Source organism: Actinokineospora sp. UTMC 2448, assembly GCF_024760565.1.
GTDB classification, from domain to species: Bacteria; Actinomycetota; Actinomycetes; order Mycobacteriales; family Pseudonocardiaceae; genus Actinokineospora; species Actinokineospora fastidiosa.
Genome location: NZ_CP031087.1, coordinates 433991 through 449802 on the forward strand (window position 1 = coordinate 433991; position 15812 = coordinate 449802).

At 73.6% G+C, this 15812-nt stretch carries 16 protein-coding genes and 1 riboswitch; of the genes, 7 read left to right on the plus strand and 9 right to left on the minus strand.

Annotation, left to right across the window (positions count from 1 at the left end; genetic code table 11):
• The first annotated feature begins 89 nt into the window (after positions 1-89).
• Complete coding sequence (locus Actkin_RS02180; RefSeq protein WP_189208665.1) at positions 90-2867, plus strand: AfsR/SARP family transcriptional regulator; 2778 nt, start codon at positions 90-92, stop codon at positions 2865-2867.
• A gap of 766 nt (positions 2868-3633) precedes the next feature.
• Here the strand turns inward: Actkin_RS02180 and Actkin_RS02185 are convergent.
• On the minus strand, positions 3634-4401 hold the full coding sequence (locus tag Actkin_RS02185; protein WP_258905670.1) for an SGNH/GDSL hydrolase family protein: 768 nt from the start codon (positions 4399-4401) through the stop codon (positions 3634-3636).
• A 193-nt stretch (positions 4402-4594) separates the two neighbouring features.
• Here Actkin_RS02185 and Actkin_RS02190 point away from each other — a divergent pair, with 193 nt between their 5' ends.
• Positions 4595-5233: a DUF3159 domain-containing protein gene (locus tag Actkin_RS02190; RefSeq protein WP_229786501.1), complete on the plus strand. Its 639-nt coding sequence runs from the start codon at positions 4595-4597 to the stop codon at positions 5231-5233.
• Here Actkin_RS02190 and Actkin_RS02195 read toward each other — a convergent pair.
• The 3 genes from Actkin_RS02195 to Actkin_RS02205 form a co-directional block, all read right to left on the minus strand.
• Positions 5188-6093, minus strand: a complete 906-nt coding sequence (locus Actkin_RS02195) for an N-acetylglucosamine kinase (protein WP_258905672.1) — start codon at positions 6091-6093, stop codon at positions 5188-5190. The two genes, Actkin_RS02190 and Actkin_RS02195, sit on opposite strands and share 46 nt — an antisense overlap.
• Before the next feature lie 77 nt (positions 6094-6170).
• The gene (locus tag Actkin_RS02200) at positions 6171-6653 is read right to left on the minus strand and encodes a winged helix-turn-helix transcriptional regulator (protein WP_189208661.1); all 483 of its coding nucleotides are present in this window, start codon (positions 6651-6653) and stop codon (positions 6171-6173) included.
• A gap of 47 nt (positions 6654-6700) precedes the next feature.
• On the minus strand, positions 6701-7738 hold the full coding sequence (locus Actkin_RS02205) for an SIS domain-containing protein (RefSeq protein ID WP_258905673.1): 1038 nt from the start codon (positions 7736-7738) through the stop codon (positions 6701-6703).
• 174 nt (positions 7739-7912) lie between these two features.
• Between Actkin_RS02205 and Actkin_RS02210 the strand changes: the two genes are divergently transcribed.
• Complete coding sequence (locus tag Actkin_RS02210; RefSeq protein WP_189208659.1) at positions 7913-8659, plus strand: GntR family transcriptional regulator; 747 nt, start codon at positions 7913-7915, stop codon at positions 8657-8659.
• A 10-nt stretch (positions 8660-8669) separates the two neighbouring features.
• Positions 8670-10145, plus strand: coding sequence for an MFS transporter (locus Actkin_RS02215; RefSeq protein ID WP_258905674.1), 1476 nt, complete (start codon positions 8670-8672; stop codon positions 10143-10145).
• On the opposite strand, the gene Actkin_RS02220 is transcribed toward Actkin_RS02215, so the two are convergent.
• Positions 10135-11079, minus strand: coding sequence for a threonine ammonia-lyase (locus tag Actkin_RS02220; protein ID WP_258905675.1), 945 nt, complete (start codon positions 11077-11079; stop codon positions 10135-10137). The two genes, Actkin_RS02215 and Actkin_RS02220, sit on opposite strands and share 11 nt — an antisense overlap.
• 1 nt (position 11080) lies before the next feature.
• Positions 11081-11734 (minus strand): thiamine phosphate synthase, encoded by a 654-nt coding sequence (gene thiE, locus Actkin_RS02225; protein WP_258905676.1) that lies wholly within the window; start codon positions 11732-11734, stop codon positions 11081-11083.
• A gap of 21 nt (positions 11735-11755) precedes the next feature.
• A riboswitch (TPP riboswitch) is annotated at positions 11756-11862 on the plus strand.
• Here thiE and thiO point away from each other — a divergent pair.
• The 3 genes from thiO to Actkin_RS02240 all read left to right on the plus strand — a co-directional run bounded on the left by thiO (position 11857) and on the right by Actkin_RS02240 (position 13884).
• Positions 11857-12930 carry a glycine oxidase ThiO gene (gene thiO, locus Actkin_RS02230; protein WP_258905677.1) on the plus strand — a complete coding sequence of 358 codons (1074 nt, stop codon included), beginning with the start codon at positions 11857-11859 and terminating at the stop codon, positions 12928-12930. Its footprint overlaps the riboswitch before it by 6 nt.
• Entirely contained in the window at positions 12927-13127 is a 201-nt protein-coding gene (thiS, locus tag Actkin_RS02235) for a sulfur carrier protein ThiS (RefSeq protein WP_258905678.1), read from the plus strand. Before thiO ends, thiS begins: the two co-directional genes overlap by 4 nt.
• Position 13128: 1 nt before the next feature.
• Positions 13129-13884, plus strand: a complete 756-nt coding sequence (locus Actkin_RS02240) for a thiazole synthase (protein WP_189208653.1) — start codon at positions 13129-13131, stop codon at positions 13882-13884.
• Between the two features lies 1 nt (position 13885).
• Here Actkin_RS02240 and Actkin_RS02245 read toward each other — a convergent pair whose 3' ends face one another.
• The 3 genes from Actkin_RS02245 to Actkin_RS02255 are packed head-to-tail and all read right to left on the minus strand — an operon-like array spanning position 13886 to position 15762.
• Positions 13886-14482, minus strand: coding sequence for a DUF3558 domain-containing protein (locus Actkin_RS02245; protein WP_258905680.1), 597 nt, complete (start codon positions 14480-14482; stop codon positions 13886-13888).
• On the minus strand, positions 14482-15468 hold the full coding sequence (locus Actkin_RS02250; RefSeq protein WP_258905681.1) for a hypothetical protein: 987 nt from the start codon (positions 15466-15468) through the stop codon (positions 14482-14484). The genes Actkin_RS02245 and Actkin_RS02250 overlap by 1 nt, the downstream gene beginning before the upstream one ends.
• Before the next feature lie 3 nt (positions 15469-15471).
• Positions 15472-15762 carry a hypothetical protein gene (locus tag Actkin_RS02255; RefSeq protein ID WP_258905682.1) on the minus strand — a complete coding sequence of 97 codons (291 nt, stop codon included), beginning with the start codon at positions 15760-15762 and terminating at the stop codon, positions 15472-15474.
• Between the last annotated feature and the right edge of the window lie 50 nt (positions 15763-15812).

The following is a 15812-nucleotide window of genomic DNA, read 5'->3' on the forward strand; positions in this document are numbered from 1 at the left end:
TGAAATCGGGCGTCCAGTACGCCTGTCCCGCCTAGGTTGTCCTTTGCGTGCTCGGGGAGGAGCCGCAAAGGGGGTTGGGACTTGTGAATGTGGGAACAGCGGAGGGCGCGGAGCCGGTTCGGTTCCGCGTCCTCGGCCCGGTCTGCGCGACCCGCGGGGACGAGGTGTTCACCGTGGGCGGACCGGGAACGCGCGCGTTGCTGGCGATGCTGCTGCTCGACGTCGGACGGTCCGTGCCGATCGCGCGGATCGTGGACGTGCTGTGGAACAACGAGCCGCCGACGACCGCGCGCACCATCGTCCAGGGCTACATCTCCCGGCTGCGCAAGTGGTTGTCCACTGTGGACCCCGGCGGCGCGGTGATCGAGACCGAGGGGTCGGACTACCGGTTGGTGGTCGATCCGACGCGGGTCGACCTGTTCCTGGCCCGGTCGCTGCTGGCCGACGCCCGCGGCAGGCCCGCGCCCGCCAGGGCCGAGCTGCTGGCCCGCGCGCAGGAGCTGTGGCGCGGCCCTGAGCTGTCCGACATCGACCAGCGGGTGCGCGCGCCGGAGCTGGCCGAGCTGCGGTTCACCGTCATCGAGGCGCGCATCGACGCCGACCTCGACCTGGGCCGTCACGACGAGGTGATGGGCGAGCTGGCGGCCCTGGTGGACACCTACCCCTTCCGCGAGCACTTCGTCGCGCAGTTCATGCTCGCGCTGTACCGCGGCGGTCGGCGCGCCGCCGCTTTGGAGGTCTACCAGCGCTTCGCGCGCCGTGCCGCTGCCGAACAGGGCCTGGAGCCGGGGATCGCGCTGCGCGAGCTGCACAGCCGCGTCCTGCGCGACGACGAGAGCCTGTCCCGCTCGCCGGGGCCGGTGACGCCCAAGGTCGGCGTGGTCACGCCCGCCGAGCTGCCCGCGCCGCCGCGCGGGTTCGCCGGGCGGGAGCCGGAACTGGCCTGGCTGGACGGGCTGCGCCTCAGCGCGGACGGCACGGGCCCGGTGATCGGCGTGATCGCGGGCCCGGCCGGGATCGGCAAGAGCGCGCTCGCGGTGCTGTGGGGAGCGCGCAACGCCCAGCACTTCCCCGACGGCGTCCTGCACGTCTCGCTGCGCGGCTTCGACCAGCGCCGCCCGCCGCTGGAGCCCGCCGAGGCGCTGGCCCGCTTCCTGCTCGCGCTCGGCGTCGCCGTGCACGACGTGCCTACCGACCTGGCCGACCGCGTCGCGCTGTACCGCTCCCTGCTGGCCGGGCGGCGCGTGCTGGTGGTGCTCGACGACGCCCGCGACGCCGAGCAGGTGCGCCCGCTGCTGCCCGGCGGCGGCACGTCGCTGGCCCTGGTGACCAGCAGGCGCAGGCTGGACGGGCTGGTCGTCGACGGCGCCCGGCTGCTCGTGCTGGACATCCTCTCCGCGGGCGCCGCCGAACGCGTGCTCGAACACGTCGCCGGGCCCGCGCGCGGCGCCGACGAGGCGGTGGCCCGCTCGCGGCTGGTGGAGTTGTGCGGGTATCTGCCGCTGGCGCTGCGGATCGCGGGCGCGCGACTGGCCGTCCGTCCTCAGTGGACGGTCGAGGACCTGGTGGCCGAGCTGGCCGACGAGCGGACCCGGCTGGCCGGGCTCGGGCTGCCGGACGAGACCGGCGTGCGGGCCGCGCTGGACGTCACCCTGCGCGGGCTCGACTCCGCGCAGGCGGGCACGCTCGGCATGCTGGGCGTGTTCCCGGGCCAGTGGTTCGACGTGTACGCCGTGGCCGCGCTGTGCGGGGTGCCGGTCGCCGAGGCCCGGGCGCGGCTGCACGCGCTGGCGGAGGCGTTCCTGGTGGTGGAGACCCGGGCGGACGTGTTCGGGATGCACGACCTCGTGCGGCTGTTCGCCAGAGACCTCGCGGGGGACTCGCTGACGCCGTTGCGGGCGTTGTTGCGGTACTACACGGTCGTCACCGACGCGGCGCGCAGACAGCTGCGCTGTGTCGCGGACGGGCTGAACCCGGCTGCGGACCCGGTGCCGCGGCCGGAGCTGTCCGACCGGGCGGCCGCGCTGGAGTGGTTCGAGCGCGAGTGGCCCAACCTGCTGGCCTGCCTCGCCGCGGGCGCGGAGGCGGGCTGCCACGACCTGGTGTGGCGGCTGGCCTGCTTCGCGGGGGAGTACCGCCGCGTCCGCCAGCGCCGCGACGACTGGGAGTGGCTGGTCGACGTCGGCCTCGACAGCGCCCGCGCCGTCGGCGACGGCCGGGGCGAGGTCCTGCTGCTGCTCAGCCGCATGGTCATGGCCAGCCGGTTCGGGCTGGCCCCCGAGCACTTCGCCGACGCCGAGCGGGCCGTGAAGATCGCCATCGACCTCGGCGACCCGCAGATCCTGGCGATGGCGTACAACGGGCTGTCGTCGGCGCACTTCAGCTCCCGCCGCTACCCGGAGGCCCTCGACGGCTACGAGCGCGCGCTGGTCCTGGCGCGGGAAGCGGGGAACCGGGTGACGGAGGGCAACCTGCTGAACAACATCGCGCAGGTCCACCTGAACCTGGACGACCCGGGCGCGGCGATGGCCCCCCAGCGCGCGGCGGTGGCCGTCTACCGGGAGGTCGGCGACCTCGGCTCGGTGGGCCTGGCCCTGGCCAACCTCGCCGAGCTGGAACACCTCATCGGCGACTACGCGGCCGCGGAGGCCGACGCGCGGGAGGCGGTGTCGCTGGCCGAGCTCAACGGCCAGTGCCTCACCGAGGGCTTCGCCAGGGAGATCCTGTCCCGCGTCCGCCGCGACGTGGGGGACATCGAGGGAGCGCGGGCGGAGCTGGTGGTGGCGATCGACCGCTACGACCAGATCCGCTCCCCCCTGGCGGACTCGGCCCGCGCCGCCCTCAACTCCCTCCCGCCCGCCGTTTAGCCGGGATTTAGCGGTACCCCACCCCCATCCGGCAAGCTGTTCCCCCGCGCCGCTCTGGCGCACACCCGGGCGGAGGGGGGAGCCCCGCCCGACGGGCCGGTCTGCGCCAAGGGGGGACGGCGCAGACCGGCCCTTGGCGTTATCCGGGCCGGGTAGCGGACGGCTTGGCAGGCCGCAGCGGGAGGCGGCGAAGGGCACTCGGCGACGCCCACAGGCCGAGTTGGGGCGCAGGCTCGAAGCCACGGAGCCGCCGATCCGGGAGCGGTCGGCCCCGAGGTGCGCCGACGCTGACGACGTGCCGGTGTCGGCGCCGGTCGGGCGATGCGGGCTGCTAGCTGGCTGGATGCCGGAGTGGGCGGCGGTGGTGCCGCATTGTGGGGCGCGGGGCCGGTGCGGCGGTCAGGCGAGGGAGGCTTCCAGCCAGGCGGGCGGCGGAGGCGCTGGGGTGGCGCAGGCTGCCGCCGCGATGGGTGGCCGGGCACCGGGCCCGGTCGACTGGGTCTAGGAGCGGTCGGCCATGAGGTCGACCGGCGCTGGCGCCGTGGCTGTGTCTGCGTCGGTCAGCCGATGTGGGCTTCTGGCCGGATCGGTTGCCGGAGTGGGCGCGGAGGTGCTGGGTGCTGCTGCGGTAAGGCGTGGTCGGGCACGGGGCCGGTCCGGCCGGGAGCCGGAAGCCCTCGCCGCGAGTCAGGCAGCCAGGTCCGCCGCGTCGCCTCCGGGTGGGATGACTCGGAGGCGACGCGGTGGCGTGGGCCGGTCGGAGTCCTCAGACGTGCTGGTCGAGGGGGGTCAGTTCGGGGCGCTTGGGGGTGAGGCCGTCGCCCAGGGATTCGCCGGTCAGTTGGCGGCGGACCCAGGGGAGGAGGTGGGTGGTGGTCCAGGCCAGGTCGGCCTGGCGCATGCGCAGCCAGCGCTGCGGCGGCTCCGGGGGGAGCGGGTCGCGCCAGTCCTCCGTGGTGGGCACGTCCAGGACCTCGGCGGCGCGCAGGGCGATGCGGCGGTGGCCCTCGGGGGAGAAGTGGAGGCGGTCGTCGCACCAGGAGCGGCGGTCGTGCAGCGCGCGCAGGGACCACAGGTCGATCACGCGGGCGCCGTGGGTCTCGGCGATGGCGCGGACGTGTCCGTTGTAGATGGCGACCTTGCCGCGCACCCGGCGCAGCAGGGGCTGGACGCGCGGGTCGGGGCCGGTGAACACCGCGACCTCGCAGCCAGCGGCGCGCAGGCGCTGCACCGCGGACTCGAACAGGGCGGCGACGTCGTCGACGTCACTGCCCGGGGTGATGATGTCGTTGCCGCCGCCGCACAGCGTCACCAGTTGCGGACGCGCCGCCTCGGCGATCGGCACCTGCTCGTCGACGATCTCGGCGAGCATCTTGCCGCGCAGGGCCAGGTTCGCGTACCGCAGACCCGGATTCTGGTCCCCCATCGTCGCCGCCAGCCGGTCGGCCCAGCCGACACAGCCCCGCGGCCCGTCGTCGCCGACGCCCTCGGTGAAGCTGTCCCCTAGCGCTATCCAGCTCTCCCAACCCGGCACCGCCCGGTCCTCCCCTCGAACCCGTTGGCTTCCCCAACCAACTTGCCCAATATCTCAAGTGGGCGCCCACCTACGCTACCGTCGGTTACCGCAGCGTATGACCGGCGGCCATTATCGCCAACCGATTTCGTGCCCTCGTCCATTCCCGGGGTTAGGACTACCTCACTTTCCGGGCGTAGGGCAGGCTGGAGGCGTGAGCGACTCCCTGGCCGACCTCCTCGGCGGCAGACGCGGCGCGCTGGACGCGACCGTGCCGCCGGTCGTGTTCGGCCTGGTCTGGCTGCTCGCGAACCACTCGATCGGGTGGGCGGCAGGCGCTGCCTGCGCTGTGGCGTTGGTCATCGCCGTCTGGCGCGGGTGCACCGGCGGCAAGGCGACCGCGGTGCTGGGCAGCCTCGCCGCCGTGGCCGCGGGCGCGCTCGTGGCGCTCTACACCGGCCGCGCGCAGGACTTCTTCCTGATCCGGCTGCTGTCCAATGTGGGCAGTGGGCTGGCCTGGGCGGTGAGCATCCTCATCCGCTGGCCGCTGCTGGGCGTGGTCGTGGGCACCGTGCTCGGGCAGAAGGCCCGCTGGCGTCGCGATCCCGACCTGCTGCGCGCGTACGGCAGGGCGAGCTGGGTGTGGGTCTTCGGCCAGTACACCTTGCGCTCGGTCGTGTTCGCACTGCTGTGGTGGTCGGGATCGATCTGGTGGCTCACCGTCGCGCAGATCGCGCTGTCGTGGCCGTTGGTCGCCCTCGTCCTCGCCGCGAGCGCGATCGTGCTGCGCAGGACGCTGCCCGCCGATCACCCTGGGTTACGCCACCCGCGCGTCGAGGTCCCCGCCGACTGACCGGAGAACGCGGTGATCACCGCGAGCCGGGCCGCGCCGAGGACGCCGTCCGCCGCGGTGCGCACGTCCAGGTGCGACAGCAGCTCCCGCACCCGCACGCCGACCGGGGTGTCCGGCGCGGCGACCGAGCCCGCGATCACGACCGGGCCGGTGCGGCGCACCCGCGTCGCCAGCCCGGCGAGGCCCAGCGCCGCCCGCTCGATGATGTCGGCCGCCACCGGGTCGCCAGCGTGCGCGCTCACCAGCGGCGCGAACCGGGCCAGCGCGATCGGCGGCGCGGCGTTCACCACCGTGATCAGCTCGCCGAAAGCGTTTGCCCCCGCCTCCGCGAGCACGGCCGACACGAACGGCCCCGACGGCGCCTCCCGCTGCAGCCCGTCCAGCGCCGCCCGCACCGCCTCCCGGCCGAGCCAGAACGCCGAGCCCTCGTCGCCCAGCAGCCAGCCGTACCCGCCCGCGGTCGCCGCCCTGCGGTGCCCGGCGATGCGCATCGCGATCGACCCCGTGCCCGCGATCAGCACCGTCCCGTCGGCCTCGGTGGCCCCCGACGCGAAGGCCACCTCCGCGTCCGACACCACCACCGGCGGCTCGGCCGCCCCGACGTCCGCCAGCGCGGCGGCGAAGCGCGCGAACACCGTCGGGTCGGCGTAGAGCTTCGACGACCCCGCCATCCCGATCAGGCACCCCGCGCACGGTCGGCCGCCCAGCGCGGCCCCGACCGCGGCGGCCATGTTCGCCGCGGCCGCGTCGACGCCGTTGGAGTTCGGGTTCGCCCCGCCCGCCGCGCCGCGCCCGACGATCGTCCCGGCCGCGTCCACGGCCACCGCTCGGGTGGTTGTGCCGCCCGCGTCGACCCCCACGGCGACGCGCGTTGCTCCATTCGGCGTAGCATGGGTGTCGGCCCGCTCCGTTCCACCCCCTCGACGGAGCGGGCTGCTCATGTCCCCGCCAGGCGGGCGCGCTCGTCCGCGGGCATCCCCGGCCCCGGCTCCACGACCACGCCTGCCGCCGTCAGCTCGCCGCCGCACTCGCCGCAGCTCACCACCGCCGTCGTGGCGTGCCCGCACCCGCGGTGCCGCAGCAGCAGCGGCACGCCCGGCCCGTCGCCCAGCCACTGGTCGCCCCAGCGGATGATCGCCGCGAGCACCGGGAAGAAGTCGCGGCCCATGTCGGTCAGCACGTACTCATAGCGCGTCGGGCGCTCCTGATAGCGGACCCGGGTGAGCAGGCCCGCCCCGGTGAGCCGGTCGAGCCGCTCGGTCAGCGTGTTCCTGGCGATCCCGAGCGCGCCCTGGAAGGCGTCGAAGCGCCGGGTGCCGTAGAACGACTCGCGCAGCACCAGCAGGGTCCACTGATCGCCCATCAGATCCATCGTGCGGGCGATGGAGCAGGGCCAACGCGCGAACGAGGTCCTCCGCATCGGGCCAGTGTAGGGAGATCGTGAGATCGCGCACAGAGACCGAATGGCTACCGTGTGCGGGTCACCTTGCTCAGGCCGCGCGGGGCGTCCGGGTCGCCGCCCCGGGCCAGCGCCAGGCCGTGCGCCAGCCGCTGCAGGGGCAGGATCTCCAGGATCGGCGCCACCTCCTCGGGCGCCTCGGGCAGCTCGATCCGCAGGGTGGCGGGCACCGACGCGGCGGCGGAGCCCGCGGCGATGATGTCCGCGCCGCTGGCCGCGACGACCTCGAGCGCCTCGCGCACGGCGTCCCCGCCCCGGCCCGCGCTCGCCACCGCGACCACGGCCGTCTCCTTGTCGACCGCGGCCACCGGGCCGTGCAGCAGGTCGGCCGCGCTGTAGGCGCGCGCGGGCAGGTAGCTGGTCTCGGCGAGCTTCAGCGCCGCCTCCGCCGCGGTCGCCGAGGAGTACCCGCGCCCGGTCGTCACGACCCGGTCGACGAACCGCAGCCGCGCCACGGCCTCCTCGACACCCTCCGCTCCCAAAGCGGCGGCGCTCAGCGCCCCGATGTCGGCGACGGCCTCGCCGGAGCCCCCGCGCACGGCGTCGATGAGCAGGTACAGCGACAGCAGCGTCGCCGTGTACGTCTTGGTCGCCGCCACGGCCAGCTCCGGCCCGGCGCCGATGTCCACCGCCAGCTCCGCGGCCCCGGCCAGCGGCGAGTCCGCGGTGTTCGTCACCGCGACCGTGAGCGCGCCGCGCGCCCGCGCCGCGTGCGTGGCCTCCACCAGGTCAGGCGACCCGCCGCTCTGGCTCACCGTCACGTACAGCACGTCCGTGAGATCGGGCTTGGCCCCGTATAGCGTCGTCGTCGAGGGCGACACCGACCCAGCGGGAAGGCCCAGCAGCACCTCGGTGAGGTACTTCGCGTACAGCGCCGCGTGGTCGCTGGTCCCGCGCGCGGCGAACAGCACGAACCGGGGCCGCGCCGCCGCGATCCGCCCGGCCACGTCGGCGAGCGCGGAGCGGCGCTCGACCAGCCCGGCCAGTACCTCGGGCTGCTCGGCGATCTCGGCGCGCATGCGCTCGCCGGGGGGCGGGTTCGTCATCGACGGCTCCTCACGCGTTAAGGTCTAGACCAATCATAGCGCGGTGGCCGCCCCGGTAGTCCACATCAGCGGGGGTGGTTCACACCTGTTCACGCCCGTTCACCCGGGGTGTGATCGCGGAGACGGGCCTGGACAGGGCATTCTGTACGCGGGAGCGAGACACAGGAGGACACCATGCTGGAGATGTCCACTGCCGAAGGTTCGGTGGCCAGGGGGCAGCGCGAGCCCAAGTACTGGGGGCTCAAGCGCCATCTGCTCGACCTGCTCGGCAGCCTGCCGCCCGGCTCGCCCATCCCCACCGAGCGCTCCCTGGCCACCGAGTTCGACGTCTCGCGCACCACGGTCCGCCAGGCGCTGGCCGAGCTGACCGTCGAGGGCAGGCTGCTGCGCGTGCAGGGCAAGGGCACCTTCGCCGCCGAGCCCAAGGTCGCCCAGCGGCTGCAGCTGTCCTCCTACACCGAGGACATGATCGCCCAGGGCCGCGAGCCGTCGTCGAAGCTGCTGGACGTCTCCGAGATCCCCGCCGAGGCCGAGCTGGCCCGGCTGCTGCGCATCCGCGCCGGGGCCAAGGTGCTGCGCCTGCACCGGCTGCGCCTGGCCGACGGCGAGCCGATGGCCATGGAGACCACCCACCTGCCGCTGGGCCGCTTCCGGGGCCTGCGCCGCTACGTCAGCTCCGGCGGCTCGCTCTACCAGATCCTGCGCGAGCGCTTCGACGTCGAGATGGGCCACGCCGAGGAGACGATCGAGACCGCGCTGGCCGGGCCGCACGAGGCCGAACTGCTCGGCGCCGACGTCGGCATGCCCATGCTGCTGCTGTCCCGGCACTCCTTCGACGTCGACGAGCGCCCCTTCGAGTGGGTGCGCTCGGTCTACCGCGGCGACCGGTACAAGTTCGTCGCCACCCTCAACCGGCCGTGAACACCGGGCGATGAGCACCGTCCGGTGGGGAACACCCGCCGCGAGGGGCATCCTCGCCACCGCCATCCTCGGCTCGGGGATGGCCATGATCGACGGCACGGTGGTCAACGTCGCCCTGCCGCACATGGGCGCCGAGCTGGGCGCCGCCGTCGCCGGTCTGCAGTGGATCGTGGACGGCTATCTGCTCGCGCTGGCCGCGCTCATCCTCGTCGCGGGTTCGCTGGGCGACCGCTATGGACGGCGGCGCGTCTTCGTCGTCGGCGTGATCTGGTTCGGCGTCGCGTCGGTGCTCTGTGGACTCGCGTGGTCACCGCAGGTGCTCATCGGCGCGCGCGTGCTGCAGGGCGTCGGCGGGGCGCTGCTGACCCCGGGCTCGCTGGCCATCCTGCAGTCGGCGTTCGTCCGCGAGGACCGCGCGCGGGCCATCGGCGCGTGGTCGGGGCTGTCCGGCATCGCCGCCGCCGCCGGTCCGGTGCTCGGCGGGCTGCTGGTGCAGCTGTGGTCGTGGCGCCTGGTGTTCCTGATCAACGTCCCGATCGCCGCGCTGTGCGTGTGGCTGGCCTACCGGCACGTGCCCGAGACGCGCGGCGCCGTCGGCCGCATCGACGCCCGCGGCTCGGTGCTGGGCGCGGTGGGCCTCGCCGCGGCCACGGCGTGCCTGGTGGAGGCGCCGGTCCGCGGCCTGGACTGGCTGGTGGTCGGCTGCGGCGTCGTCGGCGTGGTCTCCCTGGTCGTCTTCGTCGTCCACCTGCGACGCGCGGCCGACCCGCTTGTGCCGCCGTCGCTGTTCGCCGACCGCACGTTCACGATCTCCAACGCGCTGACGTTCGTCGTCTACGGCGCGCTCGGCGGCGGCCTGCTGCTGATGGCGATGCAGTTGCAGGTGTCGCTGGGCTACAGCCCGACCGAGGCGGGACTGGCGGGCATGCCGATCACGGTCGTCATGCTGCTGCTGTCGTCCCGATTCGGGCAGTGGGCGTCGAAGGCGGGGCCGCGCTGGTTCCTGGTCGTCGGCCCGCTGCTGGTGGCCGCCGGGATGCTGCTGCTGATCCGCGTCACGCCGGGCACGTCCTACCTCGGCGCGGTGCTGCCGGGCGTGCTCGTCTTCGGCATGGGCCTGGCCGTCGTCGTGGCCCCGGTGACGGCGACCGTGCTGGCCGCGGCGCCCGACGAGCACGCCGGGGTCGCCTCCGGGGTGAACAACGCCGTGGCCCGCACCGGGAGCCTGCTGGCCATCGCCGTGCTGCCCGCCGCGGCGGGCCTGTCCGGCGACGCCTACACCGACCCCGTCGCGCTCACCGCGGCCTGGCAGAACGCGCTGGTCATCGCCGCTGTCATGGCGGCCATCGGCGGTCTGCTGGCCATCGGCGTGCGCGGCAATGTGCTGGCGGAGGCGCACACGCCGGAGGAGACCGCCGACGCGCCGCACCCGGGCGAGTGCCTGCACTGCGACATCGACGCGCCGCCCACGCACGTCAGGAACTGAGGATCTCCGAGAGCATCGCCGGGTCGACGTTGCCGCCGGAGATGACCGCCACCGTCTTGCCCTCGGGCAGGTCGCGGAACAGGTATCCGGCGACCGAGACCGCGCCGCTGGGCTCGGCCACCAGGTTCGCCTTATGCGCGAGCAGCGCGACGGCCGCGCGGATCTCGTCCTCGGAGACGGTCACGATGCCGTCCACGTACGCCTGCTGGTGGGCGAAGGTCAGCGGGGACGGCTGGCTGCGCAGGCCGTCGGCGATCGTGCGGTTGCGGTCGGCCACCGACCAGTCGACCAGGCGGCCCTCGGCAAGGCTCGCCGCGGTGTCGGCGGCCAGCTCCGGCTCGACGGCCCACACCTGCGTCTTCGGCGAGCGGTTCTTGATCGCGGTGGCCACGCCGGAGATCAGCCCGCCGCCGCTGACCGGCACCAGCACCACGTCGGCGTCGGGCAGGTCGTCGGCGATCTCCAGGCCGATCGTGCCCTGGCCCGCGATGACGTCGGGGTGGTCGAACGGCGGCACCAGCGTCGCGCCCGTCTCCTCGACGATCTCGTACGCGCGCGTCTCGCGCTGCCCGACCGCGCACAGCACGACCTCGGCGCCGTGCGCGCGGGTCGCGTCGATCTTGACCCGCGGGGTGTCCTCGGGGACCACGATCCACGCCCGGATGCCGAACTCGCGCGCGGCGTAGGCCACGGCCTGGGCGTGGTTGCCGCTGGAGTACGCCACGACGCCGAGCGCGCGCTGCTCGTCGGTCATCCTGGCGATCGTGTTGTACGCGCCGCGGATCTTGAACGCGCCGATGGGCTGCAGGTTCTCCGGCTTGAGCCAGAGCGGGCCGCGCGGGGCCCACGGGCAGGGCAGCAGCGGCGTCCGCACGGCGGTTCCGGCGACGCGACCGGCCGCGGCTTCGATGTCGGCGAGGGTGACCAGGTCCACGTCAGCCAGTCTGCCTCAGCGCGGCGAGCAGATTCGCCGCCGCGGCGGCCGGATCGGTGGCTTCGGTCACAGCCCGCACGACCACGACACGCTCCGCGCCCGCGCGGGTGACCTCCGCGATCCGTCCCTCGTCGATGCCGCCGATGGCGAACCACGGCCGGTCCGGGCGCAGCGCCGCGGTCGCGCGCACGAGGTCGAGGCCGGGGGCCGGGCGGCCGGGCTTGGTGGGGGTGGGCCAGCAGGGCCCGGTGCAGAAGTAGTCGACGCCGGGCTCGCGCGCCGCGGCCGTGGCCTGGTCGACGTCGTGGGTGGAGCGCCCGATGGCCATGTCGTCGCCGACGACCGCGCGGGCGAGCGGGACCGGCAGGTCGTCCTGCCCGAGGTGCAGGATGTCCGCGCCCGCAGCCTTGGCCACGTCGGCGCGGTCGTTGACCGCCAGCAGCGCGCCGTGCTCGGCGCACCGCTCGGCGATGACCGCCAGCGCGGCCAGCTCCGGGCGCGCCTCCAGGCCCTTCTCCCGGAGCTGGACGATGTCCACGCCCCCGGCCAGCGCCGCGTCGACGAACTCGCCCAGGTCGGGCCGCAGCCCCGTGCACAGGTACAGGCGGGCGGCGGCCAGCCGGTCGCGGATCTGGGTGGCGTCTAGTCCGGGCATGCGGTTCACGCTACGGTTGGGGCCTGGTCGCACGGGAGTCCGGGTACGGGCTGAGAGGGAGCTGCGCCGCTCCGACCGTCGAACCTGATCCGGGTCATGCCGGCGCAGGGAGCGTGGGAACTGTGGAAAGCGTTGCCGTCGTGGGTGGCGGTGTCATCGGCCTGTCGTGCGCGTGGCGGCTCACCGCCGCCGGGCACCGGGTCCGGCTCATCGATCCGGCGCCCGCCCGGGGCGCGTCCTGGGTGGCGGGCGGGATGCTGGCGCCGCTGACGGAGTCGTGGCCGGGCGAGGAGGCCGCGCTCGACCTCGGCGCCGCCGCGCTGGAGCGCTGGCTGTCCTTCGCCGACGAGCTGGGCTTCGAGCTGCGCCGGGAGGGCACGCTCGTCCTGGGCGTCGACTCGGCCGACACGGCCACGCTCGACGTCCTGGCGGACTTCCTGGCCGCGCGGGGCCGCGAGGTGGACCGGCTGACCGGCCGCGCGGCGCGCGCCCTGGAGCCGTGCCTGGGGCCACGGGTGCGGTCGGCGTTGTCGGTGCCGGGGGACCTGGCGGTCGACAACCGGGCGCTGCTGGCGGCCCTGCTGCGCGCGTGCGACGCCGTGGAGTTCGTCGCGGAGCAGGCCGTCGCGGTCCGGCCTGGCCGGGTGGAGTTCGCCGGGCACGCGCTGGACGCGGACGTGGTCGTGGTGACCGCGGGTGCCCACAGCCGCGGCCTGCACCCCGCGCTGACCGGCGTGGTGCGGCCGGTGAAGGGGGAGATCCTGCGGCTGCGGGCGCGGGCGGGCACGCTGCCGCCGCCGTCGCGGACCGTCCGCGCCCTGGTCGCGTCCCGCCCGGTGTACCTCGTGCCGCGCGCCGACGGCGAGCTGGTCCTGGGCGCGACGCAGCACGAGGTCGGATACGACACCGAGGTGACGGCTGCGGGCGTGCGCGACCTGATCGCCGACGCCGAGCAGGTCATGCCGGGCATCGGCGAGTACGCGCTGGTCGAGACCGCCGCGGGCCTGCGCGCGGGCAGCCCGGACAACGTGCCGGTGATCGGATGGCTCGAACCCGGCGTGCTCGCCGCCACCGGCCACCACCGCAACGGCCTGCTGCTGGCCCCCACGACCGCCGACGCGGTGGTGGCGCTGGTGGCCGGGGAGCCGGAGCCCGCGGCGACGTCGCCGTCCCGCTTCGCGAAGGGAGTCCGATGAGGATCGTCGTCAACGGCGTGCCGCGCGAGGTCGCCGACGGCGCGACCGTCGCCGAGGTGCTGGCCGCGCTCGGCCTGCCGTCCGTGGGCATCGCCGTGGCCGTCGACGGCGCCGTGGTGCCGCGCGCGTCGCACGCGGTAGCCGTGGTGGCGCCGGGGGCGGCGCTGGAAGTCCTGACCGCTGTCCAGGGAGGCTGACATGGACGACCCGCTCGTCATCGCCGACCGCGAGTACTCGTCGCGGCTGATCACCGGCACCGGGGGCGCGGCCAACCTGGCCGTCCTCGAACGCGCCCTGGTCGCCTCCGGCACCGAGCTGACCACGGTGTCGTTGCGCCGAGTCGACGCGGGCGGCGGCACCGGCGTCCTCGACCTGCTGACCCGCCTGGGCATCGACCCGCTGCCCAACACCGCGGGCTGCCGGACAGCCGCCGAGGCCGTGCTGACCGCTCAGCTGGCTCGTGAGGCGCTGGGCACGAACTGGGTGAAGCTGGAGGTCGTCGCCGACGACCGCACCCTGCTGCCCGACCCGGTCGAACTGCTGGACGCGGCGACGACCCTGGTCGACGACGGCTTCGTCGTCCTGCCCTACACCAACGACGACCCGGTGCTCGCCCTGCGGCTCGAGGAGGCGGGCTGCGCCGCCGTCATGCCGCTGGGCTCGCCGATCGGCACCGGCCTGGGCATCCGCAACCCGCACAACATCGAGCTGATCGTGGCGCGCGCGTCCGTCCCGGTCATCCTCGACGCGGGCATCGGCACCGCATCCGACGCCGCGCTGGCCATGGAGCTCGGCTGCTCGGCCGTCCTCCTGGCCACCGCCGTGACCAGGGCGGAAGACCCCGAACGCATGGCCGCCGCGATGCGCCACGCCGTCACCGCAGGCCGCCTCGCCCGCGCCGCGGGCCGCATCCCCCAACGCTTCTGGGCCCAAGCCTCAAGCCCGCCGAGGTGACTCACACCCCCAACCGCCCCACGACGATCTCCGCCGCGGAGACCGCTGAGTCGCAGGTGTCGGCGAAGTCGGGTGCGGGCTTCCCGGGGCGGTAGTCGATGCGGAATCCCTGGTCGCTGTCGGTTCCGACCGCGACGTAGCAGCTGTCCCCGGCTTCTCCGGAGCCGTATCGGACGGCGGGCATCCCGCTGATCTCGAGCGGCTCGAAGACCTCGGACGAAGTCTTGTGGTGGTAGGCCATCACCAGCGGCGACCCGACCGGCGATGCCTCGAACAGGGCCAGGTCGAGGCTGCCCGCGTCGAGGTCGCCCGAGGAAGAGCAGGAAGCCAGGTCCCGGCTGAACTGTTCAAGCTGCCGCACCTCGGCGCCGAGGTCGAACGCCCGAAGGTCTTCCACCGGAGTCAGCGCGCACGGCTTCGAGAGATACGGATCCATATCGATCGGCCGGTGTACTGGTGGAGCCGATGGTGTCGGCAACGCCGCGCTCGTCGATGTCGGCCGCGGTGGTGTGGTCGGGTCGCCGCCGATCGCCTTCGAGCAGCCGCTGGCTAGGAGGAAGACGCTGAAAGCGATGGCTCCCGTCGTCACCCTGTGCATCAACGGTCCTCCTCAGGAGCAAGGCGTCGTCGAACCGCGCTTGTGGAGATGTCCGACGACGCGCTTCCGCCTGCCGCCATCCGCTCTCGCTCGTTCTCGACCCGTTGGTTGAATTCGTCGTCCGGGAGCCTTTCCTTCGTGAAGAAATGCTCGTAACGAAAGTCGGGGCTGTCGACGTCGGTGTTCGACGGCAGCGGGCGGTACATCGAGAAGGCCTCGTCGGCCAAGTCGCCGTCCGCCAGTCGCAGCGAGTGGCTGATCGCGTCGAGTTCCGCCTCGTAATCCCGGCGCAGCCGGTCCTCCTCGTGCACGTAGGAGCCGAGCACCTCGTTGAAGTCGGCTCCCTTGATCCCGTAGTCCACCGTCTCCACGGCGAAATCGATCACTCCCTGCGCAACCGTGGCCAAGGCGGTCCTGGGGTCCGCGAGGGCGCCGATCACGGTCTTCGCGATGCCGCCGCCGATCTTCAACGCGAACGCCGCTCCGGACTGCTCGCCGTCCCTGATCACCTTGTCAATGGCGCTGACCGTGTTGTCTGCCAATTCCAGGTAGTCCCGGCGAACATGTGTCGCCACCGCGACCGATGCGCCCAGAGCGCCAACCGACCTGGTGATGAGATCACTATGGCGATTGGTGAAGGCTTCGATATGCGTGAGCTGCTGACGAAAGGCGTCCGCAGCGGGGCCAAGCCAGTCCGACAGGTGATCGCGGGCCTGCCGCATGGCTGCCCTGAACTCCTCGGAAAGATCATATGCCACCGCGCTCGCGGCGGACTGCGCGCGCTCCATCTCGTCTATGATCTTCTGTGGATCCAGCGTGATGAACGACTCGGACCGCTGGTGGAACATCGGTTTGTTCGTGGCGAGCCAGTTGTGCGCGGTTTCGGCGCCGAACGGGTTGGTGTGCACCATGAGTTCGAAGAACTTCTGGGCGAGTAGATCGGCGCTGGCGTGGATGTCGGCCTCCGAGGGCCAGGGACCGGCCATTGTTCACCCCTGTCCGTCGGCTCGGCGGTACAGGAGGACTATCTTTTCCAAGGCCTGGGCGGTCTCGTGGATGATGCCGACCGCATCCACCAGGCGAGCCGCCAGGTTGTCGCTATAAGTGGCATACGTCACCTGGAGCGCGTCAAGGGCGGGAAGGCTTTCTCCGCCGTCGCGGTGCAATCCCTCGTGCTGCTTGAGGAGGGAGGCCGGGCGGGCGAGGTGGAAGGCCGCCTGCGGTAGCGACACGGTCGCTGCTTGATGCGCACGGTCGACGTCGACCTCGAATCCGGACACGATTCCCCCTGGTGTTTCGGGCTGCCGGACCCAGAATGTAGCGACGTGGA